We start from the raw sequence: 21,189 nt of genomic DNA, 5'->3' as shown, positions 1-21,189 counted from the left end.
CTTCTTAGTGGCCCTGCAGCCCGAAATGCTGACGGATACGGTCTGCCACCGCCTCAGCCACGTGCTCCTGATCGGTGTGCAGGTGAATGGTGTGTGCCTTCTCCATCGCGGTGAGTGGCTCGAACCAGTTCTGCTGGGCATCCAGCAGTTCCTCGGTGGCCTCGGACGCATCCCCGGAACGGCTCCGGATCCACTGCCGGCGCAAGTCTTCGGGCGCTTCGCAGTGCAACAGGGCGAAGGGCACGGCCTGGTCTTCGGCTACAGCGGCAAACAGGTCCCGCTCACTCTGCTTCAGGCAGGCAGCATCAACCACCACCGGAATGCCCGCGGCCAGCAGATGTTCTGACAGATCGGCCAGGCGCTGGTAGGTCCGGGTTGTGGCTTCCGGCGTGTAGAGACCTTCACCGGTGTCGGACTTGCTGTCCTCCAGTGGCCCCAGGCCATGCAGGCGCTTGCGCTCGACGTCGGAACGCAGCCGGATCAGTCCCAGTTCCCCGGCCATGGCGGCGCTGACACAGCTCTTGCCGCTGGCGGACAGGCCGGTGGTGGCCAACAGGTAAGGGTTCGGAATGATGCTGTAATCCTCGGCCAGCTGTGCATAGCCCCGGTAGCGCTGCATCAGTTCAGCCTTTTCGTTCTCACCCAGGTCCGGATTGCCCATGGTGAACAGGGCAATCTTGGCCCGGACCATGGCGCGATAGGCCTTGTACAGGGGCAGCAGTGGCAGGGCCTCGAAGTCGTCCCGGTACTCCAGGTAGGTGTTCAGTACCCGGTTGGCGAGGGCCGCTTCATCGCGGGATTCCAGGTCCATCAGCAGGAACGCCAGGTCGTTGATGACGTCGATCCAGCGGAACGGTTCGTTGAACTCGATGCAGTCAAACACGGTGACTTCGCCTTCGTACACCGTGATGTTGGCCAGGTGGAGGTCACCATGGCACTCACGGACAAAGCCGTTGTCGCGGCGCCGGGCGATCAGGTCCCGGTGCCGTTCAAAGGTGGTCTGGGTCCAGGCTTCGAGGTTGTCCAGCTGTGCCAGCAGGGCCTTGTCGTCGATCAGCGGGCGGATCTGGTCAAAATTTTCCTGCATGGCGGCGTAAACCGCTTCCGGAGTGCCGAGGGGCTTTTCTTCCGCCACCGGGGGTAGCTGTTCATGAAAGTCAGCCGCTTGCCGGGCCACGCTGGTGAGCAGTTCCGGAGTCAGCTCGTCACGTTCCTGCAGGCGATCAAAGAGCTTGTCCTGGTAGAACTGGCGCATCCGGATGGCGTACTCGAAGGGCTCTCCATCACCGCCGATAACCGGCTGTTCCGGGGTGCCGGTGATGGGAAGTACGTCCAGATAGAGTTTGCTGGCCAGGCGACGGTTGAGCCGGAGCTCTTCCTCGCAGAAGTGCTTGCGCCGTTCCAGGGTGGAGAAATCGAGAAAGCCGAAATCCATGGGCTTCTTGATCTTGTAGGCGTAGTCGCCGGTCAGGATAACCTGGGAAATGTGAGTTTCGATCACCTGGAAATCCCGGACAGGGTGGTCATACAGCGCCGGATTCTGCAGTGCCTGAATCAGCGTATTGCCGGACGTCTCGCTCACGGTGTTCTCCTCGCATTCCCTGAACTCATTGATTTTTGAAGCCCTATCATAACGGGCAGATTACAGAAATAACACACAGCGGGCCTGCCTTACCGGGGTGTCCCTTCGCTATAATCGCGCCATGGCAAAATCAAAGACTCCCCGTAAATCCTCTCGCAAAGCCCCGAAATCCAGCCGCCGGCCCTGGTTCTGGCGCCTGTTTTTCCGGGCCTCCCTGATCGGCCTGGTGTTGCTCGCCGGCTGGATGGTGTACCTGGACGCCGTCGTCACCTCCCGCTTCGAAGGCCGCCGGTTCGAAATTCCCTCCCGGGTATACGCTCGGCCCCTGGAACTGTATGACGGAGCCAGCGTCAGTACGACCGCCCTGCAACGGGAACTGGAGCTGTCCGGATTCCGTCGGGGAGACGGTAACAAGGCCGGCAGCTACAGTCGCAATGGCAATCGCTTCGTGATCAGCACCCGGGGCTTCCGCTTCCCGGACGGCGAGGAGGAGCGCCGCCGGATTGCTTTCGGTATTTACGGTGACCGGGTCGAGAATTTCCGGGTCCTGAGCGGCGATCCTGCACCAATCGTGCGCCTGGAGCCGGCGCAGATCGGTGGTATCTACCCGACCCACAAGGAAGACCGCATCCTGGTCGAGCTGGACAAAGTGCCGGAGCTGCTGCCGGCAACCCTGATGGCGGTGGAAGACCAGAATTTCTATGACCATTTCGGCATTGCGCCCCTGTCCATCGCCCGGGCCATGCTTGTGAATCTCCGGGCAGGGGAGATCGTCCAGGGGGGGAGCACGCTGACCCAGCAGTTGGTGAAGAACTTCTTCCTGACCCGGGAGCAGACCCTGTTGCGCAAGGGTAACGAAGCGCTGATGTCGGTGCTGCTGGAATGGCATTACGAGAAAGACGACATCCTTGAAACCTATCTGAACGAGGTTTACCTCGGCCAGGCGGGCACCCGCAGCATCAACGGCTTTGGTCTGGCCAGTCAGTTCTATTTCGGTGAATCCCTGAATAACCTCGAGATTCACCAGATTGCCCTGCTGGTGGGCATGGTCAAGGGACCAAGCTACTACAATCCCCGCCGGAATCCCGACCGGGCCACCGATCGCCGGAACCTGGTGATCTCCGAGATGGAAGAAGCCGGGCTGATTGATCCGAGCCAGGCGGCCCGGGCCCGGGGGCTGCCCCTGGGGGTCAGTGAACGGCCTTCCTACTCCGAGAACCGTTATCCGGCCTACATTGATCTGGTGCGTCGACACCTGGCCCGGGATTACCGGGAGGAAGATCTGCGCAGTGAAGGACTGAGGATTTTCACCACCCTTAATCCGGCCATCCAGTATGCCGCCGAATACGCAGTGGAAGAGACCGTGCCCCGGCTTGCCAGTGGTGAGGTCCGGGAAGCCCTGGAGGCGGCCCTGGTGGTTACCGCCAAGGACAGTGGTGAGGTATTGGCCCTGGTCGGCGGCAAGGATCCCGGATTCGCCGGCTTCAACCGGGCACTGGACGCTGAGCGCCCGATTGGTTCCCTGATCAAGCCGTTCATCTATCTCTCGGCGCTGGCTCAGCCGGACCGCTATACGCTGATTTCGCCAGTCAACGACAAATCCTTCGTGTTGGAATTTGACGACGGCCGCCGCTGGGAGCCCAGGAACTACGACAAGAAAGAGCGCGGTGAGGTACCCCTTCACGAGGCGCTGTCCAACTCCTACAACCTGCCGGCGGTTCGGGTCGGGCTGGATATCGGTGTCGATGTGGTCGCCGAAACCCTTCAGGCGTTCGGCGTGACGTCGTCCATCTCCCGCTATCCGTCCATGCTCCTTGGCTCGGTTTCCATGACGCCGGTCACCGTCGCCCAGATGTACCAGGGGCTGGCCACATCCGGCTTCAACACACCTTTGCGCACCATTCGCGAGGTGACCGGTTCCCAGGGGGAACCTCTGAACCGGTATCCCTTGGAGGTGGATCAGGTGGCCGATCCGGCAGCCGTACACCTGGTGCAATATGCCATGCAGGAGGTCATGCAGGAGGGTACCGGTCGTTCGGCCTATTACACCATCCCCGAGCAGTTGACGGTTGCCGGCAAGACCGGCACCACCGACGACGGCCGTGATTCCTGGTTTGCCGGTTTCAGTGGTGATCTGCTGGCGGTTGCCTGGGTAGGGCGGGATGATAATGGCCCGACCGTGCTGACAGGTGCCTCCGGGGCTTTGCCGATATGGTCGCGGTTCATGGCCGGCGTACCCCAGCATGGATTCTCCCCCGTGGTGCCGGACGGTGTAACCTATCACTGGGTCAATGCCGAACGGCAGGCATTGACCGATGAATACTGCGATAATGCCCGCTTCGTACCATTCATAACCGGGAGTGAGCCCGATCAGGAGGTTTCCTGTTCTGGTACCCTGCAGCGTCGAATTCAAGGCTGGTTTGAAGGATTGTTCCGATGAAGATATCTGTGCTGACCCGTGCCGGTGCCCTGGGCGCCTTTCTTGCTTTGGCAGGCTGTGCCAGTGGTCCCGGTTCCATCTATGTGCCGATTGGTGGCGGTGAGACCTCCAGGGCCCCGGAGCCGCCACGGACCTCCACCAGCGAGCCGGAAGAGGAGCCGGTATGGCGCAAGAGCGAGCAACCGGAGGAAGAGCCCGCGGTTGTTGAGGAACGCCGCGACACCTCACCCAGCTACCAGGACTCGGGAGAGAGTCTTTCCCCGGCGGCCCAGAGTCTGGTCAGTGAGGCTGATAACCTGCTGGCCCAGGGCAATACCTCCGGAGCCATTTCCCGCCTGGAGCGGGCGCAGCGCATCGCGCCCCGTTCGGCGGAGGTCTATTTCAAGCTTTCCGAGGCATACGTGGCAGCCGGTAACCTGGGCAGCGCCGAACAGTTCACTCTGAAGGGGTTGTCGCTGGCAGGTGACAATGCCCGTCTGCAACGGGCCGGGTGGTTGTTGCTGGCGGATATTCGTCGGGCCCGGGGGAATGTGGCCGGGGCGGATCAGGCGGAAGCGAGGGCTGCGGCGCTCTAGAAATAGAAAGGGCGCGAATCACTGTCGCGCCCTTTCCCTTATTGGGCGAAGCTCCTTACTGAGCTACTTGAGTATCAAAGTCCGCAGTTGAGGTCTCGCCCTCAAAGACCGTAACCTCTTGCGCACCTACGAAAGTCAGGTCGTCATTGGCCGGTTGCCCATCAGCGGTCTCGACGAAGTCATCGCCGCAAGAATAGCTTACCTTGTACGTGTCGGCGGGTATGAAAGCGGCGGTGTATTCGCCTCCGGTTCCATCGTAGGTAACCGGGACAACAACCAGTGGCTCATTCGCGCTGCCAATGTCATCCGGTTCAGCCTCAAGATTTTCATGCACGTAGACATTGCCAAGGAATGATTCTTCCATAACCGCGGGAGCACCGCACTGTTCGGTGATCAGTTCAGAAGTCACAGTCCCGCTGATTGTCCCCACGGTTGAATCGTCGACGAGTCTAACTACAGGCTTGAGCTTATATACGTCCGGGTTGTTCTGGGGGTTAACGATGGATTTTCGGACATCAAAGTCGATCGTCAGCGCCACTTCTCCACCGGCAGGAACCACGAAGCCGCTGGTCTGTATACCGCGAGCTGAGGGGGTGGTGAGGTCGTAGACAGCACCATCAATTTCAATAGTGTTGTTGGTGCCAACTTCCAGACGCATCCAGTTGTATTCGCCAGCCGGAACTTCTTCATCCTGAATCAGAGCTTCAACGGCACCGCCCTGAAGTTCGAGAAGGTTGAGTGGCTGTGGGAAGTCAAATTCATACCGGAGACGCTCTCCGTCTGGTGCCTGCAGTACCAGTGCCTCAACCTCGATGTTTACGGCATCGGCATTATCAATCGGTGCATCCGTGAGCCCGACGCTAACACTGCCGGTAGACGAGCCACCATCACTGCTACCACCACAAGCGGCAATACCCGCTGCCAGTGCAGATACGGCAAAAATCTGAATTGAACGCTTCATACAACCTCCGTGGGTTTTGGTTGAATCTCCCTCAATTCACGACATGAATCCGGTGAGGGTTCCGGGAATTTTGTTAACCTTTCCTCATCTGGCAGTAAAGGGCTTGCGGCTTGGTCCGCTCCGTAACTGCAACTGCGGGCCGGTCTGGTATAGACTTGCCGCTTCAACTGCGAACCACACGGGTAGTAACGGTTTTGTCGATTCTCTCCTTCAAGCCAGGTAAAAAACGGCGTTTCGAGATCCTGATCCAGCCCCATCTTGAGCCCATGTACCGTTTTGCCTTCCGGCTGGCGGGTCAGCAGCAGGATGCCGAGGACCTGGTCCAGGATGTGGTGGTCAAGCTGTATCCCCGTCTGGAAGAGCTGGAGGCGGTGGACCAGTTGCGCCCCTGGCTGAACCGGGTGCTGTACCGGCACTTCATCGACCAGTTGCGGCGAAAGGGCCGGCAGGGCGATCGGCCCATGAGCGAACTGGTGGAGGCGGACAGCCAGGCCGACTGGCTCGACAGCCTGGATGCCGAAGACACCGGGCCAATGGCTCTGCTGGAGCTGGAACGACTGGGCCCGGAGCTGGACCGGGTCATTGCCACACTTGAGCCCGACCAGCGTACATTGTTGCTCCTTCACGATGTGGATGGCTGGCGCCAGGATGAGATTGCGGAAATTCTGGACATCCCCCTGGGTACCGTGAAATCCCGCCTGCATCGGGTCCGCGCGGCACTGAGAAAAAAATTACTGCAACAGCTGGAACCAACAGCAAGCGCCGGGCGTGTGGAAAACTGAGGTGATAACTATGTCCTGTCGGGAAATCCGCGTAAGCCTTGTTGCTTACCTGAATAATGAGTTGCCAGCCCAGCACCGGGAGAAGGTGGCTGAGCATCTGTCAGTGTGCGCAGCCTGCAGCCGGGTATTGGAAGCGGAGCGGCGGCTGGGTGAGAAACTGCAGGTTCGCCAGCGCATTCCCGAGCCGTCCCGGGGGTTTGAGTCCCGGGTGCTGTCAGCGGCAACAACAGAACCGGACCGGCAGGGGCGCTGGAGCCATCGGGTGCTTGGCGGCGCTGTCGCGGCGGCGCTGGCGCTGGGGGTTTCACTGGGTGTGATTCTGAACAAGGGAGCCTCTCCCGAACCACAGCAGCAGTTAGCTGGCGAGCAGGCACCGGAGCCTGTGGTTTTCGAGCCCGTTGAACAGACTGTAAAGCTGGCATTCCGTTCGGGCCGGGCATTGGATAATGTCACCCTGACCCTTGAGCTGCCACCGAACGTGGAGCTGTCTCCATGGCCCGGTCGGCAGGAGTTGAGCTGGCAGATCAGTCTGGATGCCGGCGAGAATTTGGTTTCCCTGCCGTTGAGGGTGTTGTTTCCCGGCAGGGGAGAATTGGTCGCTCGCCTGAATACGGGGGAGCAGCAAAAGAGTTTCCGGGTCGAGATTCCCGGTGCGATTGAAAATCAGGAGGTGCCGGCATCATGAGATGGTATGTTCCGGTAGCAATGCTGGTTACGCTGTTTGCGTCCGAGGTCCATGCGCGTGAGGATCTTGATGTCACCATGCGCATGGTGCTCGATGAGCGGGCACTGACCGAATCCGTTGTCCGCGAGATCGAGTTGCCAGAACCCGCGTCCATTGAACAGCCGGACCAGGCGAGAGAGAGTCGGGGTGCACCGGGGATGGACATGGCCCGGGATGCCCGTGAAAACGGCCGGGAATTCGGCCAGGAAATGGCCGAAAAGGCCCGTGAATCTTCCCGGGAAAAGCCGGACAGGCCTGAGCTGCCTGAACAGGTCCAGGACGTTCGGGACAATCTGCCCGAAGCAGCCAAACCGCGCAATTGATTCTCTTGCCCGCCATGCCTTGGCGGGCAGCCATTTTGCAGTCTCCCTGTTATACTTGCCGCGTTATCGTTCGGTAACGCTGGCTTGCCGTCAGCCCGCCGATTCATCCCCCTGATCCGGAATAGAACGGAAGGTGTTGTTTGCTGGCTGCCTGCCTCACCCGTAAGCTGCTGCTGAGTTGCTCACTCCTGCTCGTCTCCGTGCCGTCACTGGCGCAGGACACCTCCGGGGAAGCGCCAGCGCAGGCGGATTTCCGAAAGGGTGTCGAGCTTTTCCAGCAAGGTGACCTGAAGGCCGCCCGGCAACGGCTGGAAGCGGCGCGCGCTGGCGGCCTGGATTCCATGACCCTCCATTACAATCTCGGCGTGGTGTATTACCGACTGGGTCAGCTGGATGCCGCAGAAGAGTCGTTCGCTCGCCTCTTGTCCTCTCCCCATGAAATCCTGGCACGCTATAACCTTGGCCTGATTGCCCTGGCGCGGAACGATGAAGCGGTCGCCCGGGATTACTTCCTGTCGGTCGTTGAGAGCGACGGCCCTGGCAAACTGCAGGACCTGGCCCGGACCAGGCTTTCGGATATGGGCAGTCAGGTGGCGGTTTCCGACCGGAGTCCCCGTCGCCTTTACCTGGCCGCATCGGGTGGCTACGACAGTAACATTGCCGGTCTCCCGGAGACTGCTACCACCCGCGAAGGCGGCCTGTTCCTGGATGCAGTGGTTGCCGGTAGTGTCCGTGTCCGCGGTGACAGGAACACCGGATGGGACCTGGAAGGTGCTTTTTTTGGCCGGGACTATCCGGATGACGATGACTACAACACCAAATTTCTTCAGGGCAAGCTCGCCTGGTCAGAACAGGATGCGGGCCGGAGCCGGCAACTGGGGATGGTCTTGAGCCAATCGTGGTTCGGTCCAGACGCGTTCGAGACACGCTATGGCGTGGAGGGGCTGATCGCCTGGCCCCAGTGCCCGGTCGGGCTTCCGATCGATGGCTGCGATATGTCCCTGGCTGCTGCCAGAGTGGACGGGGGAAGCTCGTTCGAGGCCTACGATGGCCAGTGGTACCGGCTGCGGGCCAGGGCGGGGCGCTGGTTCGGGGCGTGGAATCTTGAAGGCAAGTATCTCCTGGAACTGAATAACCGGAGCGATCTCAATTCCGGTAGCCAGTTTGTCAGCGTCTCACCGCAACATCATGCTGTTGAGGCGAGCGCCCGTTACAGCGTTCGGCCAGATATCGTGCTGGGTGCCATGGGGGGATTCAGGTACAGCCGTTACCAGGATCCCCATCGTTTGCTGGAAGGCGATACGTTGGTGGTTGAACGGCGCACCGACCGGCGTTGGGAAGCCGGTACGTTTGCGGAGTATGGCCTGAGCCGGCGCTGGCTTTTGCGGGGAGAATGGCTGTTCCGGGATAACAGCAGCAGGATCGACAGTTACAGTTACCAGCGCCACACATTCATGGTGACGCTGGAAGGCGTACTCTGAGCCCGGCCTTTCGGCCGGACCCGGAGCTCTGCAATTACAGCGTCGCCATCACTTTGCGGGCTGCGGCAATCGTGTGCTCGATGTCCTCGTCGGACAACGCCGCACTGGTGAAGCCTGCCTCAAAGGCCGAGGGTGCCAGGTAGACCCCTTCCTTCAGCATGCCCTGGAAGAACTTCTTGAAACGCTCGACGTCGCAAGCCATTACCTGGTCGAAGCGGGTGATGGAGGCTTCTTCGGTAAAGAAGAAGCCGAACATGGCGCCGGCACTCTGTACCGTCACCGGAATGCCTGCTTCGTCAGCCGCCTGTTTCAGGCCATCGCGCACCGCGTTGGTCTTCTCCGTGAGCCGGTCATGGAAGCCGGGCTCGGAAATGGCGTTGAGCGTGGTCAGGCCTGCTGCCATGGCCAGCGGGTTGCCGCTGAGGGTGCCGGCCTGGTAAACGGGACCCAGGGGTGAGATGTGCTCCATGATTTTCCGTTTGCCGCCGAAGGCACCGACAGGCAGGCCGCCGCCGATCACCTTGCCCAGGGCAGTCAGGTCCGGGGTGACACCGTAGTAACCCTGAGCGCCGCCCAGGGACACCCGGAATCCGGTCATTACCTCGTCAAAGATCAGGACAGTTCCGTGCTGGTCACAGACCTGACGCAATGCTTCCAGAAAGCCCGGAACCGGTGGTATGCAGTTCATGTTGCCGGCGACCGGCTCCACGATGATCGCTGCAATCTGGTCCCCCATTTTCTCGAACGTCTCCCGGACTTCGTCGATGTCGTTATAGGTCAGGGTCAGGGTATGCTCTGCCAGGCTGGCGGGAATGCCCGGAGAGTTGGGAACACCCAGGGTCAGCGCACCGGAACCGGCCTTTACCAGCAGTGAATCCACGTGGCCATGGTAGCAGCCCTCGAATTTCACGATCTTGTCCCGGCCGGTGTAGCCTCTTGCCAGGCGAATGGCGCTCATGGTGGCTTCGGTGCCGGAGTTCACCATGCGCACCATGTCAATGGAGGGCACCAGTTCACACACCTTCTTGGCCATTTCGGTCTCGATAGCGGTGGGAGCACCATAGCCAACGCCAAGGTCAACCTGGGTATGCAGGGCCTGCTTGATGCGCGGGTCGGAGTGGCCGAGGATCATCGGGCCCCAGGAGCCGATGTAATCAATGTAGCGGCGGTCGTCTTCGTCAAACAGGTAGGCGCCTTCGGCATGCTTGAAGAAAATCGGGGTGCCGCCCACGCCGCGAAAGGCCCGTACCGGCGAATTCACGCCACCGGGAATGTATTTTTGCGCCTCTTCGAACAAGGTTTCGGAGTGTGTCATGGTTCGGCTCCTGTTAATCCGATAATGAGAAAAGTGGATGATGGGCAGCGAACAGCCGCCCGAAGGCTCTTGCCTTCTGTTCAATCTGTTCCGGTGTGCCTCCGAAGACGCCACCGACCGAGGCCAGCAGGTCGGCTCCCGCCTTGATCAGGGGAGCGCCATTGTCCGCCGTTACCCCGCCGATGGCTGTGACCGGTTTGCCGAGCTGTTTTGCTTCGGTCAGGACTGCCGGATCTGCTCCGGGCGCATCTGGCTTGGTGCTGGACGAATAGAAGCGTCCAAACGCCAGGTAATCGGCTCCCTCGGCAAGTGCACGGTGAGCCAGTTCCAGCCTGGCATGACAGGTGACACCAATAATCGCATCTTCACCCAGTAGTTGGCGGGCCAGCGCCAGCGATCCGTCGCCCTGACCGAGATGGACGCCGGCGGCGCCGATGCGCTTTGCCAGTTGGGGGTCATCGTTGATGATCAAAGGCACACCGGCATTACTGCAAATGGCTTGAAGGTCCCGGGTCTGGCCCAGCCGCTCTGGCCACGGAGCGGCTTTCTCCCGGTATTGTACCAGCACGGCGCCGCCGCGCAGTGCGGCTTCCACGCATGCCCGCAGGTGATCAGGCGGGGTGAGTTTGCTGTCGGTAATGGCATACAGGCCGGGACGGAGACCTTTTTCTAGCGTTCCCACAGGATGCCCCGGTCCGGAACGGGCTGACCCTTACCCACGTCCAGGGCATGGAGAATCGCCCGGTTGACGTAATTCTGGGCCTGGGAAATGGCGGCACGGGCCGACAGCCCTGATGCCCGTCCGGCCGCAATGGCCGCGGCCAGGGTACAGCCGGTGCCGTGGTATTCGCCGCCCACGCGCTCGATCTCCCAGCGCATGGGCTCCGGGTTGTGGTTATACAGGGTATTGATGATGTGCAGGCCGGTACCGTGGCCGCCGGTGGCCAGCACCGATTCACAGCCCTGATCCATCAGGTGCTTCGCTGCCTGCTCCGGCTTTTCGCTGCCACCGAGCATGGCCAGTTCAATACCGTTTGGTGTGATCATCTCGGCCAGGGGGAACAGGCGTTCCTTCATGGCGGTGATGAGGGCTTCGTCCGCGAGGTCGCCACCGCCGGCGGCTTTGATTACCGGGTCGGTAATCACCGGAATTCCGGGCCGGGACTTGATGAACTCCACCAGGACATCGACAACCCCGGCGTTCCCCAGAGCCCCGGTCTTGATGGCATGGATGGGGGCATCCGCTGCAATGCAGTCCAGTTGTTTTCGAATCAGGGCGCTGTCCACAGGCTGGGCGTCATAGACGTTACGGGTATCCTGAACCGTCAGGCAGGTCAGTACCGGCAGGGGGTGGCAGCCGAGGGAGGTGATGGCCTGGATATCAGCCTGGATGCCAGCGCCACCGGAGGGGTCGAGTCCGGACAGCACAAGAACCTGGGGACGGGTATAGCGTTTGATGGCTCTGCTCCTTAAAACGGTTTGACGACAGCGAGTATCACCACAGCAAGCAAGACGAAGACGGGCAGCTCATTGAACCAGCGATAGAACACATGGCTTCGGTGGTTCATGTCATCCCGGAACACCTTGACCAGATGGCCGCAATAAAAGTGGTAGATGATCAGCAGGGCGACCAGCACCAGTTTGGCGTGCAGCCAGCCCTGACTGAAATAACCGGAGACATTGTAACTGATCAGCCAGATGCCAAGGGCCACCGTGGCGATCATGGACGGGGTGGTGATGCCCCGATACAGCTTGCGCTCCATAATCTTGAAGCGGTCGCGGCCAGGCTGGTCCTCACAGGCAGCATGGTAGACAAACAGTCGCGGCAGATAGAAAAGGCCGGCAAACCAGCACACCATGGCAATTATGTGGAAGGCTTTTACCCACAGCATCCGTCAACTCCGTCGGTATTGGTAGTAGCTTTCGATGTCAGACTTCAATACCACGCCGTACACCCTTTGGATCATGGGCGCGACGTGCCGCTGCACGTAGAGGGCCTCGGCATTGGTGGAATCGAATTCGTTCAGCGCTTCTTCGAGGGTCGCCTGATATTGTACCGGGGCAACGTCCCGACGGTTAGCGGGGATGTCCATAAGATCGATGGATTCCGGCATCTCGATCCCCTCTTCGGCCGCAGTTTCCTCGGTATCTTCCAGGTATCGGGCCAGGTCCACCGCCGGGAGCAGGGCAGTGGGGCCATTGCTGCCTTCTACAATCAGCCACTTGGGCTCGGACTTGAGGACCTTGCGGCCTTCCTCAATGGTGAGGTGCCGTTCTGTGCGCAGGATGTTGCGGTCCATGATGGCGCCGACAGATACCCGGCGAAGTGCCTGGATGACGGGCGAGTTCTGGTAACTCAGGCCCTGGCTCTTGAGGATGGTCAGGAACAGAGACTTCTTGCCGAAGGCCTCGCTGGTCACCAGGCTGGCCGTGGTAATGATCAGCATGGCGGGCAGGATGATGTTCGGATTGCGGGTCAGCTCCATTACCGCCATCAGCGCGGCCAGTGGGGCCTGCAGCACCGCCCCCATCATCGCCCCCATACCCAGCATGGCGTAGAAGCCCACGGAAGATGCAATGTCTGGTGCAATTTGCGCCCCCACGAGCCCCATGGCTCCACCCAGAGTCGCTCCCATGAACAGGGTCGGGCCGATGACGCCGCTGGGCATGCCGAGCCCGATGCTCAGGGAGGTTATCGCCAGCTTGGCCACGCCGGCAGATAACAATAGCCAGAACCCCAGGTTCCCGTTGATGGTTGCGTTCACCGTGTCGTAGCCGATGCCCATGGTCTCGGGGATGAATACCGCGAAGGGCACCATCAGGGCGCCGGCGATGCCGATGCGCAGAAGCACGGGCTGATGGTGGTGGCGGCCCATGGCATCCACCAACTGGATGAAGAGCGCCGCGGCAATACCGATGATTACTGCAATGGCGAGGATCCAGGGGATCTCCATCAGCGAGTTCATGGTCAGCGCCGGTACGCTGAAAGCGGGCTCCGATCCATAGACTGCCTGGGTGACGATGGCCGCGCTCACTGCAGCCAGGATGATTGGAGTGAAGCCGGCAATGGTGTATTCCATCATTACCACTTCCATGGCAAAGAGCACGCCGGAAATGGGCGTATTGAACGAGGCGGAGATGGCGGCAGCGCAGCCGCAGGCCACGAGGGTCCGGATGCTGTTGTTGGGCAGGCGCATCCATTGCCCCATCAGGCTGGAGAAAGCGGCGCCCAGGTGCACGGCCGGCCCTTCCCGTCCCGCTGACTGGCCGGTTACCACCGTGCTGACGCCGGAGACAAACTGGACGATGGCACTGCGCAACGAGATGTAACCCTGGTGGTAATTCAGGCGTTCCATGACGTGGACAATACCGACCTTGCGGTCGTGTATGGCCAGTCGGTGCAGCATCAGTCCAAGAGCGAGGGCACCGGCGAGCGGTAACAGCCCGCGAGTCAGGATATCCAGCTGCTCGAAGGATTCGGAGCCGGTCCCCGGCAGGAAGTACTCAAGGGGCCACTCGATGGCGAGTCGGAACAGCAGGATCACGCCCCCGGTGATCAGGCCAGAGAGCAGTCCCAGCACCGCCAGTTGCGGAAGCGCGTCGACACCCGAAAGCCTGCGGCGGAATACAGGGATCAGGTTTTCGGTGATCTGGTGCCAGATGTTCCGCATGATCGCAGGGATTCCGGTTCAGGTATGACAGTGCGTTAACGGGTTTGTGACAACATTGTAGCGGTCGGCCTCTGCGCTGCAATAAGTCGTTGGTTTATCATGGTAGACTACACCACCAAACTTCCAATTCCTGATTCGACGTCGCTGGAGAAAATGGTGATTAAAGTAGGCATCGTTGGTGGCACCGGCTACACCGGTGTGGAACTGCTCAGAATCCTCGCGGTTCACCCGGAAGTAACCGTCAGCTGCATAACTTCCCGCTCCGAGGCGGGCATGCCGGTCGCGGATATGTACCCCAATCTGCGCGGGCACTTCGATCTCGAGTTTTCCGAGCCTGATGCCAGCGTGCTCAAGGCTTGTGACCTGGTGTTCTTTGCCACGCCCCACGGTGTGGCCATGCGTATGGTGCCGGAGTTGATGGATGCCGGAGTGCGCGTCGTTGACCTGTCTGCGGATTTCCGGCTCAAGGATCTGGACGTCTGGGCCCAGTGGTATGGCATGCCCCATGAAACCCCGGAGTGGGCGGAAAAGGCTGTCTATGGCCTGCCGGAAGTGGTCCGTGACGAGATCCGCAGTGCCCAGCTGGTTGCCAACCCCGGCTGTTATCCAACCGCAGTCCAGTTGGGGTTCCTGCCGCTGCTGGAGCAGGGACTGGTTGACCCTTCGCGCCTCATCGCCGATGCCAAGTCCGGCGCCAGTGGCGCGGGGCGCCAGGGCAAGATCGGTATGCTGCACGGTGAAATTGGCGAGAGTTTCAAGGCCTATGGTGCCTCTGGCCACCGTCACCTTCCGGAAATTCGCCAGGGCCTGACCGGAGCCGCCGGCAGCCAGGTGGGCGTGACCTTCGTGCCGCACCTGATTCCGATGATTCGTGGCATCGAGGCGACACTTTATGCCGAGCTGAAAGATCCTTCCGGTTTCGATCGTCTTCAGGCGCTATACGAGGAGCGTTTCCGGAACGAGCCATTTGTTGATGTGATGCCCTTTGGCAGCCATCCGGAAACCCGCAGTGTCCGTGGCGCCAACCAGTGCCGGATGGCCCTGCACCGCCAGGAAGACAGCAACATCGTTATCGTTTCTTCGGTGATTGATAATCTGGTCAAGGGGGCAGCCGGTCAGGCAGTCCAGAACATGAACATCATGTTCGGCTTCCGGGAAACCATGGGGCTTGAAGCTCCGGCGTTACTGCCTTAAGGACGATCCGTGAGCGAACCACGCAAACCGGCGGAAGAGTATGTGGTCATCCGCCATCGCCCCGGGTACCGGATTCGCCGTACCGCCATCCTGTTGGCGTTCACCGTGGTCTCTGCGCTTACCGGCTATGCGGCCGGGCTTGCGCAGGGTGGTTTCCGGTTCTCGGATGTCTCGGCTTCCAACGAGGTGCTGGAGGAGGAGCTCGATGATCTCCGAAGCAACTACAAGGAGGCGCGCCAGCAGCTGGTCAACCTGGAGCGGGGCAAAGCGATCGATGCCCAGGCCCTCAAACAGGCACGAACGACCATCGTCGAGCTGGAAACCCGCATCGCATCACTGAAGTCTGATCTGACTTTCTATAAAAATATCATGGCACCGTCGGAGACCAGCAAGGGCCTCCAGGTCGACAGCCTGACCCTGGCCCCGGACTACCAGCCTGGGGCCTGGGATTTCAAGCTGGTCCTGACCCAGGTTGGTAATAACAAGAACTACATTTCCGGCGTGGTGGCAGTCAATGTCATCGGCATGCGCGACGAAGAGAAAGAAGTCATTGCCCTGCGTGATCTGTCTCAGGATATTGAGGATCTTGGCGTAAAGTTCCGCTTCCGCTTTTTCCAGAATGTGGAGGGAACCCTGGCGCTTCCGGACGGCTTCGAGCCGGTCGAAGTCCAGGTGGTGGCGCAAGCCGAGGGCCGCAAATCCTCGCAGGCAGAACGAACCTTTGACTGGGATGATTTAACGGAGAACTGAAATGCTCGGTAAGAAAAAGCAGCAAAAGCCACGCCGGCCGACTGGCCATTTTGATACCCTGGTTTCCTCACGGACCACGGTAGAGGGAGATGTGAAATTCTCCGGCGGATTGCATGTGGATGGCCGGATCAAGGGCAAGGTCGTGGCCGAAGAGGGCAGTGATGCCGTATTGCGTATTTCGGAAGTTGGCGAGGTGACCGGTGACATCGTCGCTCCCCATGTCATCATCAATGGTACGGTTAATGGTGACGTCTACGCATCCGACCACCTTGAGCTGGCGGAAAAGGCAGCCATTAACGGCAACGTCTATTACAACCTGATCGAGATGGCCATGGGCGCTACGGTCAATGGCAACCTGGTTCATCAGCGCGAGCCGGTGGGCCTGCTGACCAAGGATCGTCCGCAGCACTCTGCCGCCGCGATTCGCTCCGATGACGCGGTTGAAGAAGTCCTGGAAGATGGTGGAAAGTCCGAATAGTTGATTGTTTTAGTCAGGAATACCATAATCGCTACTTTGTAAACGATGTTTCCGGAGGCGAGCTTGAGTGTAGTTCAGCAACAGATGGCTACCCCGCTGTTTTTCAGTGACAGTGCCGTTGCCAAGGTACGTGAATTGATTGAGGAAGAGGGCAACCCCGATCTCAAGCTGCGCGTCTTTGTCACCGGTGGCGGCTGTTCCGGATTCCAGTACGGCTTTTCTTTCGACGAGAGTCAGGAAGAGGACGACACAGTTATCGAGCGCGACGGGGTTGTTCTGCTCGTGGATTCGATGAGCTACCAGTATCTGATCGGTGCGACCATCGAGTACCAGGAAGGGTTGCAGGGCTCCCAGTTTGTAGTGCAGAACCCGAACGCCACTTCAACCTGCGGTTGCGGCAGCTCCTTTTCGATCTGATTCAGGCCGGGTAAATGGCTCCCAGAACCCGGGGGCCATTTGCACCGGTTACTTCCGGAAGGTTCCCGGGTTTTCCCTCCATAGCCTGCTTTGCCAGCCAGGCGAATGCCACCGGTTCCACCCACTGGGGATCAAGTCCCAGTTCAGACGTTTCCGCCAGACGCGCGGGTGCCAGTGTTCGGGCCAGCGTACGCATCAGTTCCGGGTTGCGAGTACCGCCACCGCAGGCATAGACAGTACCCACGCCGGTTTCCGGCATCTGGTCCGCAATAGTCACCGCGGTGAGTTCCAGCAGGGTTCTCTGGATGTCCTCTGGCTTGAGCTCCGGATGGCGGGCGATCATGGTCTTTACCCAGCCGAGGTTGAACTTCTCCTTGCCGGTGCTCTTGGGCGGTGTGCGTTTGAAGTACGCATCGGAAAGCATGTCATCCAGCAGCGCCTGATCCACGTTCCCCTCTAGCGCCCAGTGTCCATCCGCATCATAGGGGCGACCGGTCTGGTCCAGGCACCAGGCGTCCATCAGGGCGTTCGCCGGGCCGGTGTCGAAACCTGTTACTACTCCGGTGCCCTGGGCAGGTATCCAGGTGATGTTGGCAATGCCGCCAAGGTTGAGAATGCACCGGCTCTCTGACTCCGATCCGAAGAAGGCCTTGTGGAATGCTGGTACCAATGGCGCGCCCTGGCCTCCGGCAGCCATATCCCGGCTGCGAAAATCACCAACAGTGGTGATGCCGGTGGCTTCGGCAATGATGGCAGGGTTACCGATCTGGAAGGAGAAAGGGGCTGAGCCGGAAGGCTGGTGGCGGATAGTCTGGCCGTGGCTGCCGATGGCCCGAATCCTATCCGGTGCCAGACCGGAGCAGGAAATTGCTCTGGAGGCGGCCTGGCTGAAAAGCTGGCCGGTCAGCGTGCTCAGCTCCCCGATTTCATCCGGGCTGGCCTGGTTCTGGCTGGCATGGATCAGTCGTTGGCGAAGCTCGTCCGGATAATTGAGACTGTGAGTTGCGTGAATCTGAACGCTGCGGTCCCGGAAGGACACCAGCACGGCGTCTATGCCATCCATGCTGGTGCCGGACATAAGTCCGAGCCAGGCTTCCATGGTCTCAGTCTTCCCGTGCCATGGCCAGCTGCTGGTAGTTATCGCGGAAGACGTCGAACTGGGCTACCCGCTGCTCGGTGACCTGCTTGAACCGGGCCATTTCGGATGCGGGGACCGGCTTGGCATCCGGGAGATCCACTGTACGGGAGTTACGCGGCGAGCCATTGAGACGGAACTCATAGTGCAGGTGTGGGCCTGTAACCATGCCGGAAGCGCCAAGATAGCCAATGGTCTGTCCCTGCTTGACCCTGACACCTTTTTTCATGCCCTTCGCCAGGCCTCTCATATGGGCGTAAAGGGTGGTGATGTTATTGCCGTGTTGCAGAATGATCGTACGGCCATAGCCACCTTTCCAGCCTGCAAAGCGAACGGTGCCGTTGCCTGCCGCTTTGATCGGTGTGCCCGGAGGCGCGGCGTAGTCGGTACCTTCATGGGGGCGAACCACGTCCAGTACCGGGTGCCGGCGCTGCAAGTTGAATGACGAGGATACTCGCGCGTTGATCGGCGTGCGCAGAAACGCCTTGCGCATGCTCTTGCCCTCAGGGGTGTAATAGTCGCTGTCACCATTGCTGTCGGTATACAGCAGGGCCAGATTCTCTTCACCCCGGTTCACGAAGCGTGCGGAGAGGATGCGGCCGGTATCGAATTTCTCTCCGTCGACGTAGAGTTCCTCGTAAACCACTTCGAACCGGTCGCCCTTACGAACGTCATACACGAAATCGATATCCCAGCCGAAGATGCCAGCCAGTTCCATGGTCAGGCGGTCATTCATGCCGGCCTCGCGAGCGGCCAGATACAGGGAGCCGTCAATCACCCCGGAAGCAAAAGCCGGACGAGCCTCGGGTTCCCGCATGTCGGTCTTGCCGCTGAAGCCTTCCTCATTACGGGTGATCTTGAGTGTCTCAAGCAGGTTTCGCTGAAGTTCGATACCCGCCAGTGCGCCTTCTTCATCGGTGGCAAAGCGGATGGTTTCACCCGCGTACAGGCGCTGCAGCTTGTCGGCTTCGCCCTCACCATGAATGACGGAAAGCATGATGCCGTCGTTGAAGCCTGCTTTCTTGAACAGCGAGGAGAGCGTGTCGCCGGATTTGATCTTGAAGGTCTGCCAGTCCAGCTGTGGTTCCACCGGCGCGGCGGCAACGGTTTCTTCCGTTGTTTCTGGCGCGGACTCTTCGGACAATTGTGGCTTTGCCGGCGCAGAGGTAATTGCCTGATCCCGCTCAGCAGTATCAGTCTGCTTGCTCTCCGCCTCGGATACTGTGCCCTGCTCAAGGTCCAGTGCATAGGACATGCGCTTGGCTTCAACGTTGCTGCTCGGACTCATCAGCACGGCAGCTGTCACCACAACGGTTGTAGCAGCGGCGAGGGTAATATGGGTCTTGGGAAACTTTTTCAGCACGTATCGCACCCGTTTTAATCGGTATTCCGGCAGGTTGAACTACCTAATTAAAGCTGTTGTTCAAGTATAGACCAACAGATTACCGTATAAAATGCATGCGGGACAGCGTGGAACATTACGGTTACTGCTCCATCCTCCGGATTTCTTGCGACGTCACTGCTATAATACGCCGCCCTGTTCACTCAGGGCTGTGTAATATTTGACCGCCTTACTTTAACAAGTGCGCGGCAGAATCGCAGATTTCTTTTGTTGAAGTCTGTAACGGTCTGAATCTTTCAACACATTAACGGGGACGTGTAGTTCATGGCATCTATAGATGAAGCGTTGGCCGTCATCAAGCGCGGCGTTGACGAACTGATTCCGGAAGAGGAGCTCGTTGAGAAGCTGAAGCAAGGTCGCCCCCTGCGTATCAAGGCGGGTTTCGATCCCACGGCACCGGACCTTCATCTCGGCCACACTGTCCTTATTAACAAGTTGCGCCAGTTCCAGGATCTCGGGCATGAGATCATTTTCCTGATTGGCGACTTCACCGGGATGATTGGTGATCCTACTGGTAAAAGTGCTACGCGGCCGCCTCTGACTGAGGAGCAGGTCCGCGAGAATGCTGTTTCCTATAAAGAGCAGGTATTCAAGATTCTGGATCGCGAGAAGACCCATGTGGTTTTCAATTCCGACTGGATGAGCAAGATGACCGCTGCCGACATGATCAAGCTGGCGGGTCAGTACACCGTTGCCCGGATGCTGGAACGTGATGACTTCACCAAGCGTTACCGCGCTGAGCAGGCCATTGCCATTCACGAATTCCTGTATCCGCTGGTTCAGGGGTACGACTCTGTTGCCCTTAAGGCAGATGTCGAGCTCGGCGGTACCGATCAGAAGTTCAATCTGCTGATGGGGCGGATCCTGCAGAAGCATTACGGTCAGGAGCCTCAGGTAATTCTGACCATGCCGATTCTGGAGGGGCTGGATGGTGTCCAGAAGATGTCCAAGTCCCTTGGCAATTACGTCGGTGTAAACGATGCGCCTGGTGAAATGTATACCAAGCTTCTCTCCATGCCGGATGAGCTGTTGTGGCGTTACTTTGAGTTGCTGAGCTTCCGGCCGCTGGCTGAAGTGGGAGAGTTCCGCAAGGCTGTAGAAGGCGGTGCCAATCCGCAGGACTACAAGAAATTGCTGGCGGAAGAGATCATCACCCGTTTCCATGGTGAGGAGGCCGCGAAAACGGCGCACAAGTCTGCCGGTAACCGAGTCGAGCTTGGTGAGATTCCGGAGAATGTACCGGAAGTGAAGGTGTCTCTCGAAGGGCAGGGTGAAATCCCGATGGCTGCCGTTCTTCGTCTGGCTGGCCTGGTAAAGAATGGTGCGGCCGCCAGGGACGTCCTCGGACGGGGAGCTGTCTATGTAGATGGCAAGCAATTCGAGGGCGATCGCATGTTTGTAGAGGGTGATGATTGTGTCATCCAGGCCGGCAAGAAGAAAATTGCAAGGGTTTTGATTACTGCGTGATCGATTTGGTTGCGCTGCAACCAGGGAAGCGGCGAATTTGGATTTTTTTCAGATTCGTCGTTGACAGTTTTCCTGAGGGCTGTAGAATGCGCACCACTTCTGAGGGACAAGCCACTGAGACACGGGCGGCCCGAGGGAGTAACTGCTTGAAAGCGCTGAAGAAAAACGATTTCAAATTTCTTCAGAAAGCGGTTGACAAGGTGGCGGTTCAGTGTAGAATGCGCGCCTCGTTTGAAGCAGTAAGCCGGACGGTTTTTAGCGGGTTTGAGAGAGTTTGAAAACGCTGAAAATTAACGGTTGACAGGGTCGGGATTCGATGTAGAATACGCGGCCTTGATTGAGCAGACGCTCAACGCTCTTTAAAAAGTTAACCAAGTAATTCGTGTGGGCGCTGGCCGAGGTATTTCGGACACGAAATATCAGGACAGTGACTCGTCGAAATTGAGTTTTGTCTTGAGCAAGAATAGAGAATCTTCGGATTCTTGTATGATT

Annotated in this window: 20 protein-coding genes; 11 read left to right on the top strand and 9 right to left on the bottom strand. The window is 59.3% G+C overall.

Annotated features, from left to right (window positions below):
- Positions 1–4 precede the first annotated feature (4 nt).
- Positions 5–1,582 (bottom strand): bifunctional aminoglycoside phosphotransferase/ATP-binding protein, encoded by a 1,578-nt coding sequence (locus BM254_RS00105; protein ID WP_091997287.1) that lies wholly within the window; start codon positions 1,580–1,582, stop codon positions 5–7.
- 121 nt (positions 1,583–1,703) lie between these two features.
- Between BM254_RS00105 and mrcB the strand changes: the two genes are divergently transcribed.
- Positions 1,704–4,022 (top strand): penicillin-binding protein 1B, encoded by a 2,319-nt coding sequence (mrcB, locus tag BM254_RS00100; protein ID WP_091997285.1) that lies wholly within the window; start codon positions 1,704–1,706, stop codon positions 4,020–4,022.
- The gene (locus BM254_RS00095; RefSeq protein ID WP_091997283.1) at positions 4,019–4,597 is read left to right on the top strand and encodes a tetratricopeptide repeat protein; all 579 of its coding nucleotides are present in this window, start codon (positions 4,019–4,021) and stop codon (positions 4,595–4,597) included. Before mrcB ends, BM254_RS00095 begins: the two co-directional genes overlap by 4 nt.
- Before the next feature lie 55 nt (positions 4,598–4,652).
- Here BM254_RS00095 and BM254_RS00090 read toward each other — a convergent pair whose 3' ends face one another.
- Positions 4,653–5,558, bottom strand: a complete 906-nt coding sequence (locus tag BM254_RS00090) for a DUF4382 domain-containing protein (RefSeq protein ID WP_091997282.1) — start codon at positions 5,556–5,558, stop codon at positions 4,653–4,655.
- A 194-nt stretch (positions 5,559–5,752) separates the two neighbouring features.
- Here BM254_RS00090 and BM254_RS00085 point away from each other — a divergent pair, with 194 nt between their 5' ends.
- The 4 genes from BM254_RS00085 to BM254_RS00070 all read left to right on the top strand — a co-directional run bounded on the left by BM254_RS00085 (position 5,753) and on the right by BM254_RS00070 (position 8,868).
- The gene (locus BM254_RS00085) at positions 5,753–6,340 is read left to right on the top strand and encodes an RNA polymerase sigma factor (protein ID WP_091997280.1); all 588 of its coding nucleotides are present in this window, start codon (positions 5,753–5,755) and stop codon (positions 6,338–6,340) included.
- Positions 6,341–6,350: 10 nt separating this feature from the next.
- Positions 6,351–7,025, top strand: a complete 675-nt coding sequence (locus tag BM254_RS00080) for an anti-sigma factor family protein (RefSeq protein ID WP_091997278.1) — start codon at positions 6,351–6,353, stop codon at positions 7,023–7,025.
- Entirely contained in the window at positions 7,022–7,387 is a 366-nt protein-coding gene (locus BM254_RS00075; RefSeq protein ID WP_091997276.1) for a hypothetical protein, read from the top strand. The genes BM254_RS00080 and BM254_RS00075 overlap by 4 nt, the downstream gene beginning before the upstream one ends.
- Positions 7,388–7,527: 140 nt before the next feature.
- Complete coding sequence (locus BM254_RS00070) at positions 7,528–8,868, top strand: tetratricopeptide repeat protein (RefSeq protein ID WP_091997274.1); 1,341 nt, start codon at positions 7,528–7,530, stop codon at positions 8,866–8,868.
- 34 nt (positions 8,869–8,902) lie between these two features.
- On the opposite strand, the gene hemL is transcribed toward BM254_RS00070, so the two are convergent.
- The 5 genes from hemL to BM254_RS00045 are packed head-to-tail and all read right to left on the bottom strand — an operon-like array spanning position 8,903 to position 13,854.
- The gene (hemL, locus tag BM254_RS00065) at positions 8,903–10,183 is read right to left on the bottom strand and encodes a glutamate-1-semialdehyde 2,1-aminomutase (RefSeq protein ID WP_091997272.1); all 1,281 of its coding nucleotides are present in this window, start codon (positions 10,181–10,183) and stop codon (positions 8,903–8,905) included.
- 13 nt (positions 10,184–10,196) lie between these two features.
- Entirely contained in the window at positions 10,197–10,865 is a 669-nt protein-coding gene (gene thiE / locus BM254_RS00060; protein WP_091997270.1) for a thiamine phosphate synthase, read from the bottom strand.
- The gene (gene thiD, locus BM254_RS00055) at positions 10,853–11,611 is read right to left on the bottom strand and encodes a bifunctional hydroxymethylpyrimidine kinase/phosphomethylpyrimidine kinase (RefSeq protein WP_091997268.1); all 759 of its coding nucleotides are present in this window, start codon (positions 11,609–11,611) and stop codon (positions 10,853–10,855) included. The genes thiE and thiD overlap by 13 nt, the downstream gene beginning before the upstream one ends.
- A 41-nt stretch (positions 11,612–11,652) precedes the next feature.
- Positions 11,653–12,075, bottom strand: a complete 423-nt coding sequence (hemJ, locus tag BM254_RS00050; RefSeq protein WP_091997266.1) for a protoporphyrinogen oxidase HemJ — start codon at positions 12,073–12,075, stop codon at positions 11,653–11,655.
- Positions 12,076–12,078: 3 nt separating this feature from the next.
- Positions 12,079–13,854 (bottom strand): chloride channel protein, encoded by a 1,776-nt coding sequence (locus BM254_RS00045; protein WP_091997264.1) that lies wholly within the window; start codon positions 13,852–13,854, stop codon positions 12,079–12,081.
- 156 nt (positions 13,855–14,010) lie between these two features.
- On the opposite strand from BM254_RS00045, the gene argC reads away from it, so the two are divergent.
- The 4 genes from argC to erpA all read left to right on the top strand — a co-directional run bounded on the left by argC (position 14,011) and on the right by erpA (position 16,693).
- Complete coding sequence (argC, locus tag BM254_RS00040; protein ID WP_091999056.1) at positions 14,011–15,048, top strand: N-acetyl-gamma-glutamyl-phosphate reductase; 1,038 nt, start codon at positions 14,011–14,013, stop codon at positions 15,046–15,048.
- A 9-nt stretch (positions 15,049–15,057) separates the two neighbouring features.
- The gene (locus BM254_RS00035; RefSeq protein WP_091997262.1) at positions 15,058–15,798 is read left to right on the top strand and encodes a DUF6776 family protein; all 741 of its coding nucleotides are present in this window, start codon (positions 15,058–15,060) and stop codon (positions 15,796–15,798) included.
- Position 15,799: 1 nt separating this feature from the next.
- On the top strand, positions 15,800–16,276 hold the full coding sequence (locus tag BM254_RS00030; RefSeq protein WP_091997260.1) for a bactofilin family protein: 477 nt from the start codon (positions 15,800–15,802) through the stop codon (positions 16,274–16,276).
- Between the two features lie 84 nt (positions 16,277–16,360).
- On the top strand, positions 16,361–16,693 hold the full coding sequence (gene erpA, locus BM254_RS00025) for an iron-sulfur cluster insertion protein ErpA (protein ID WP_217647728.1): 333 nt from the start codon (positions 16,361–16,363) through the stop codon (positions 16,691–16,693).
- 1 nt (position 16,694) lies between these two features.
- On the opposite strand, the gene BM254_RS00020 is transcribed toward erpA, so the two are convergent.
- Positions 16,695–17,792, bottom strand: coding sequence for an anhydro-N-acetylmuramic acid kinase (locus tag BM254_RS00020; RefSeq protein WP_091997258.1), 1,098 nt, complete (start codon positions 17,790–17,792; stop codon positions 16,695–16,697).
- Between the two features lie 4 nt (positions 17,793–17,796).
- Positions 17,797–19,191 (bottom strand): OapA family protein, encoded by a 1,395-nt coding sequence (locus tag BM254_RS00015; RefSeq protein WP_091997256.1) that lies wholly within the window; start codon positions 19,189–19,191, stop codon positions 17,797–17,799.
- Positions 19,192–19,494: 303 nt separating this feature from the next.
- Between BM254_RS00015 and tyrS the strand changes: the two genes are divergently transcribed.
- Entirely contained in the window at positions 19,495–20,697 is a 1,203-nt protein-coding gene (gene tyrS, locus BM254_RS00010; protein WP_091997254.1) for a tyrosine--tRNA ligase, read from the top strand.
- The last annotated feature ends 492 nt before the right edge of the window (positions 20,698–21,189 follow it).

Origin of the sequence: Marinobacter pelagius (genome assembly GCF_900114925.1) — a bacterium.
In the GTDB taxonomy this organism is placed as follows: domain Bacteria; phylum Pseudomonadota; class Gammaproteobacteria; order Pseudomonadales; family Oleiphilaceae; genus Marinobacter; species Marinobacter pelagius.
Note: the sequence above shows the minus strand (reverse complement) of the source record. Positions and strands in the feature narration are given on the sequence as shown.

What these genes read in the sequence shown, in the direction of transcription:
- mrcB (WP_091997285.1), top strand. Translation starts at nt 1,704, where the DNA reads ATGGCAAAATCAAAGACTCCCCGTAAATCCTCTCGCAAAGCCCCGAAA.
- BM254_RS00095 (WP_091997283.1), top strand. Translation starts at nt 4,019, where the DNA reads ATGAAGATATCTGTGCTGACCCGTGCCGGTGCCCTGGGCGCCTTTCTT.
- BM254_RS00090 (WP_091997282.1), bottom strand. Translation starts at nt 5,558, where the DNA reads ATGAAGCGTTCAATTCAGATTTTTGCCGTATCTGCACTGGCAGCGGGT.
- BM254_RS00080 (WP_091997278.1), top strand. Translation starts at nt 6,351, where the DNA reads ATGTCCTGTCGGGAAATCCGCGTAAGCCTTGTTGCTTACCTGAATAAT.
- BM254_RS00075 (WP_091997276.1), top strand. Translation starts at nt 7,022, where the DNA reads ATGAGATGGTATGTTCCGGTAGCAATGCTGGTTACGCTGTTTGCGTCC.
- hemL (WP_091997272.1), bottom strand. Translation starts at nt 10,183, where the DNA reads ATGACACACTCCGAAACCTTGTTCGAAGAGGCGCAAAAATACATTCCC.
- hemJ (WP_091997266.1), bottom strand. Translation starts at nt 12,075, where the DNA reads ATGCTGTGGGTAAAAGCCTTCCACATAATTGCCATGGTGTGCTGGTTT.
- BM254_RS00045 (WP_091997264.1), bottom strand. Translation starts at nt 13,854, where the DNA reads ATGCGGAACATCTGGCACCAGATCACCGAAAACCTGATCCCTGTATTC.
- BM254_RS00030 (WP_091997260.1), top strand. Translation starts at nt 15,800, where the DNA reads ATGCTCGGTAAGAAAAAGCAGCAAAAGCCACGCCGGCCGACTGGCCAT.
- erpA (WP_217647728.1), top strand. Translation starts at nt 16,361, where the DNA reads ATGGCTACCCCGCTGTTTTTCAGTGACAGTGCCGTTGCCAAGGTACGT.
- BM254_RS00020 (WP_091997258.1), bottom strand. Translation starts at nt 17,792, where the DNA reads ATGGAAGCCTGGCTCGGACTTATGTCCGGCACCAGCATGGATGGCATA.
- tyrS (WP_091997254.1), top strand. Translation starts at nt 19,495, where the DNA reads ATGGCATCTATAGATGAAGCGTTGGCCGTCATCAAGCGCGGCGTTGAC.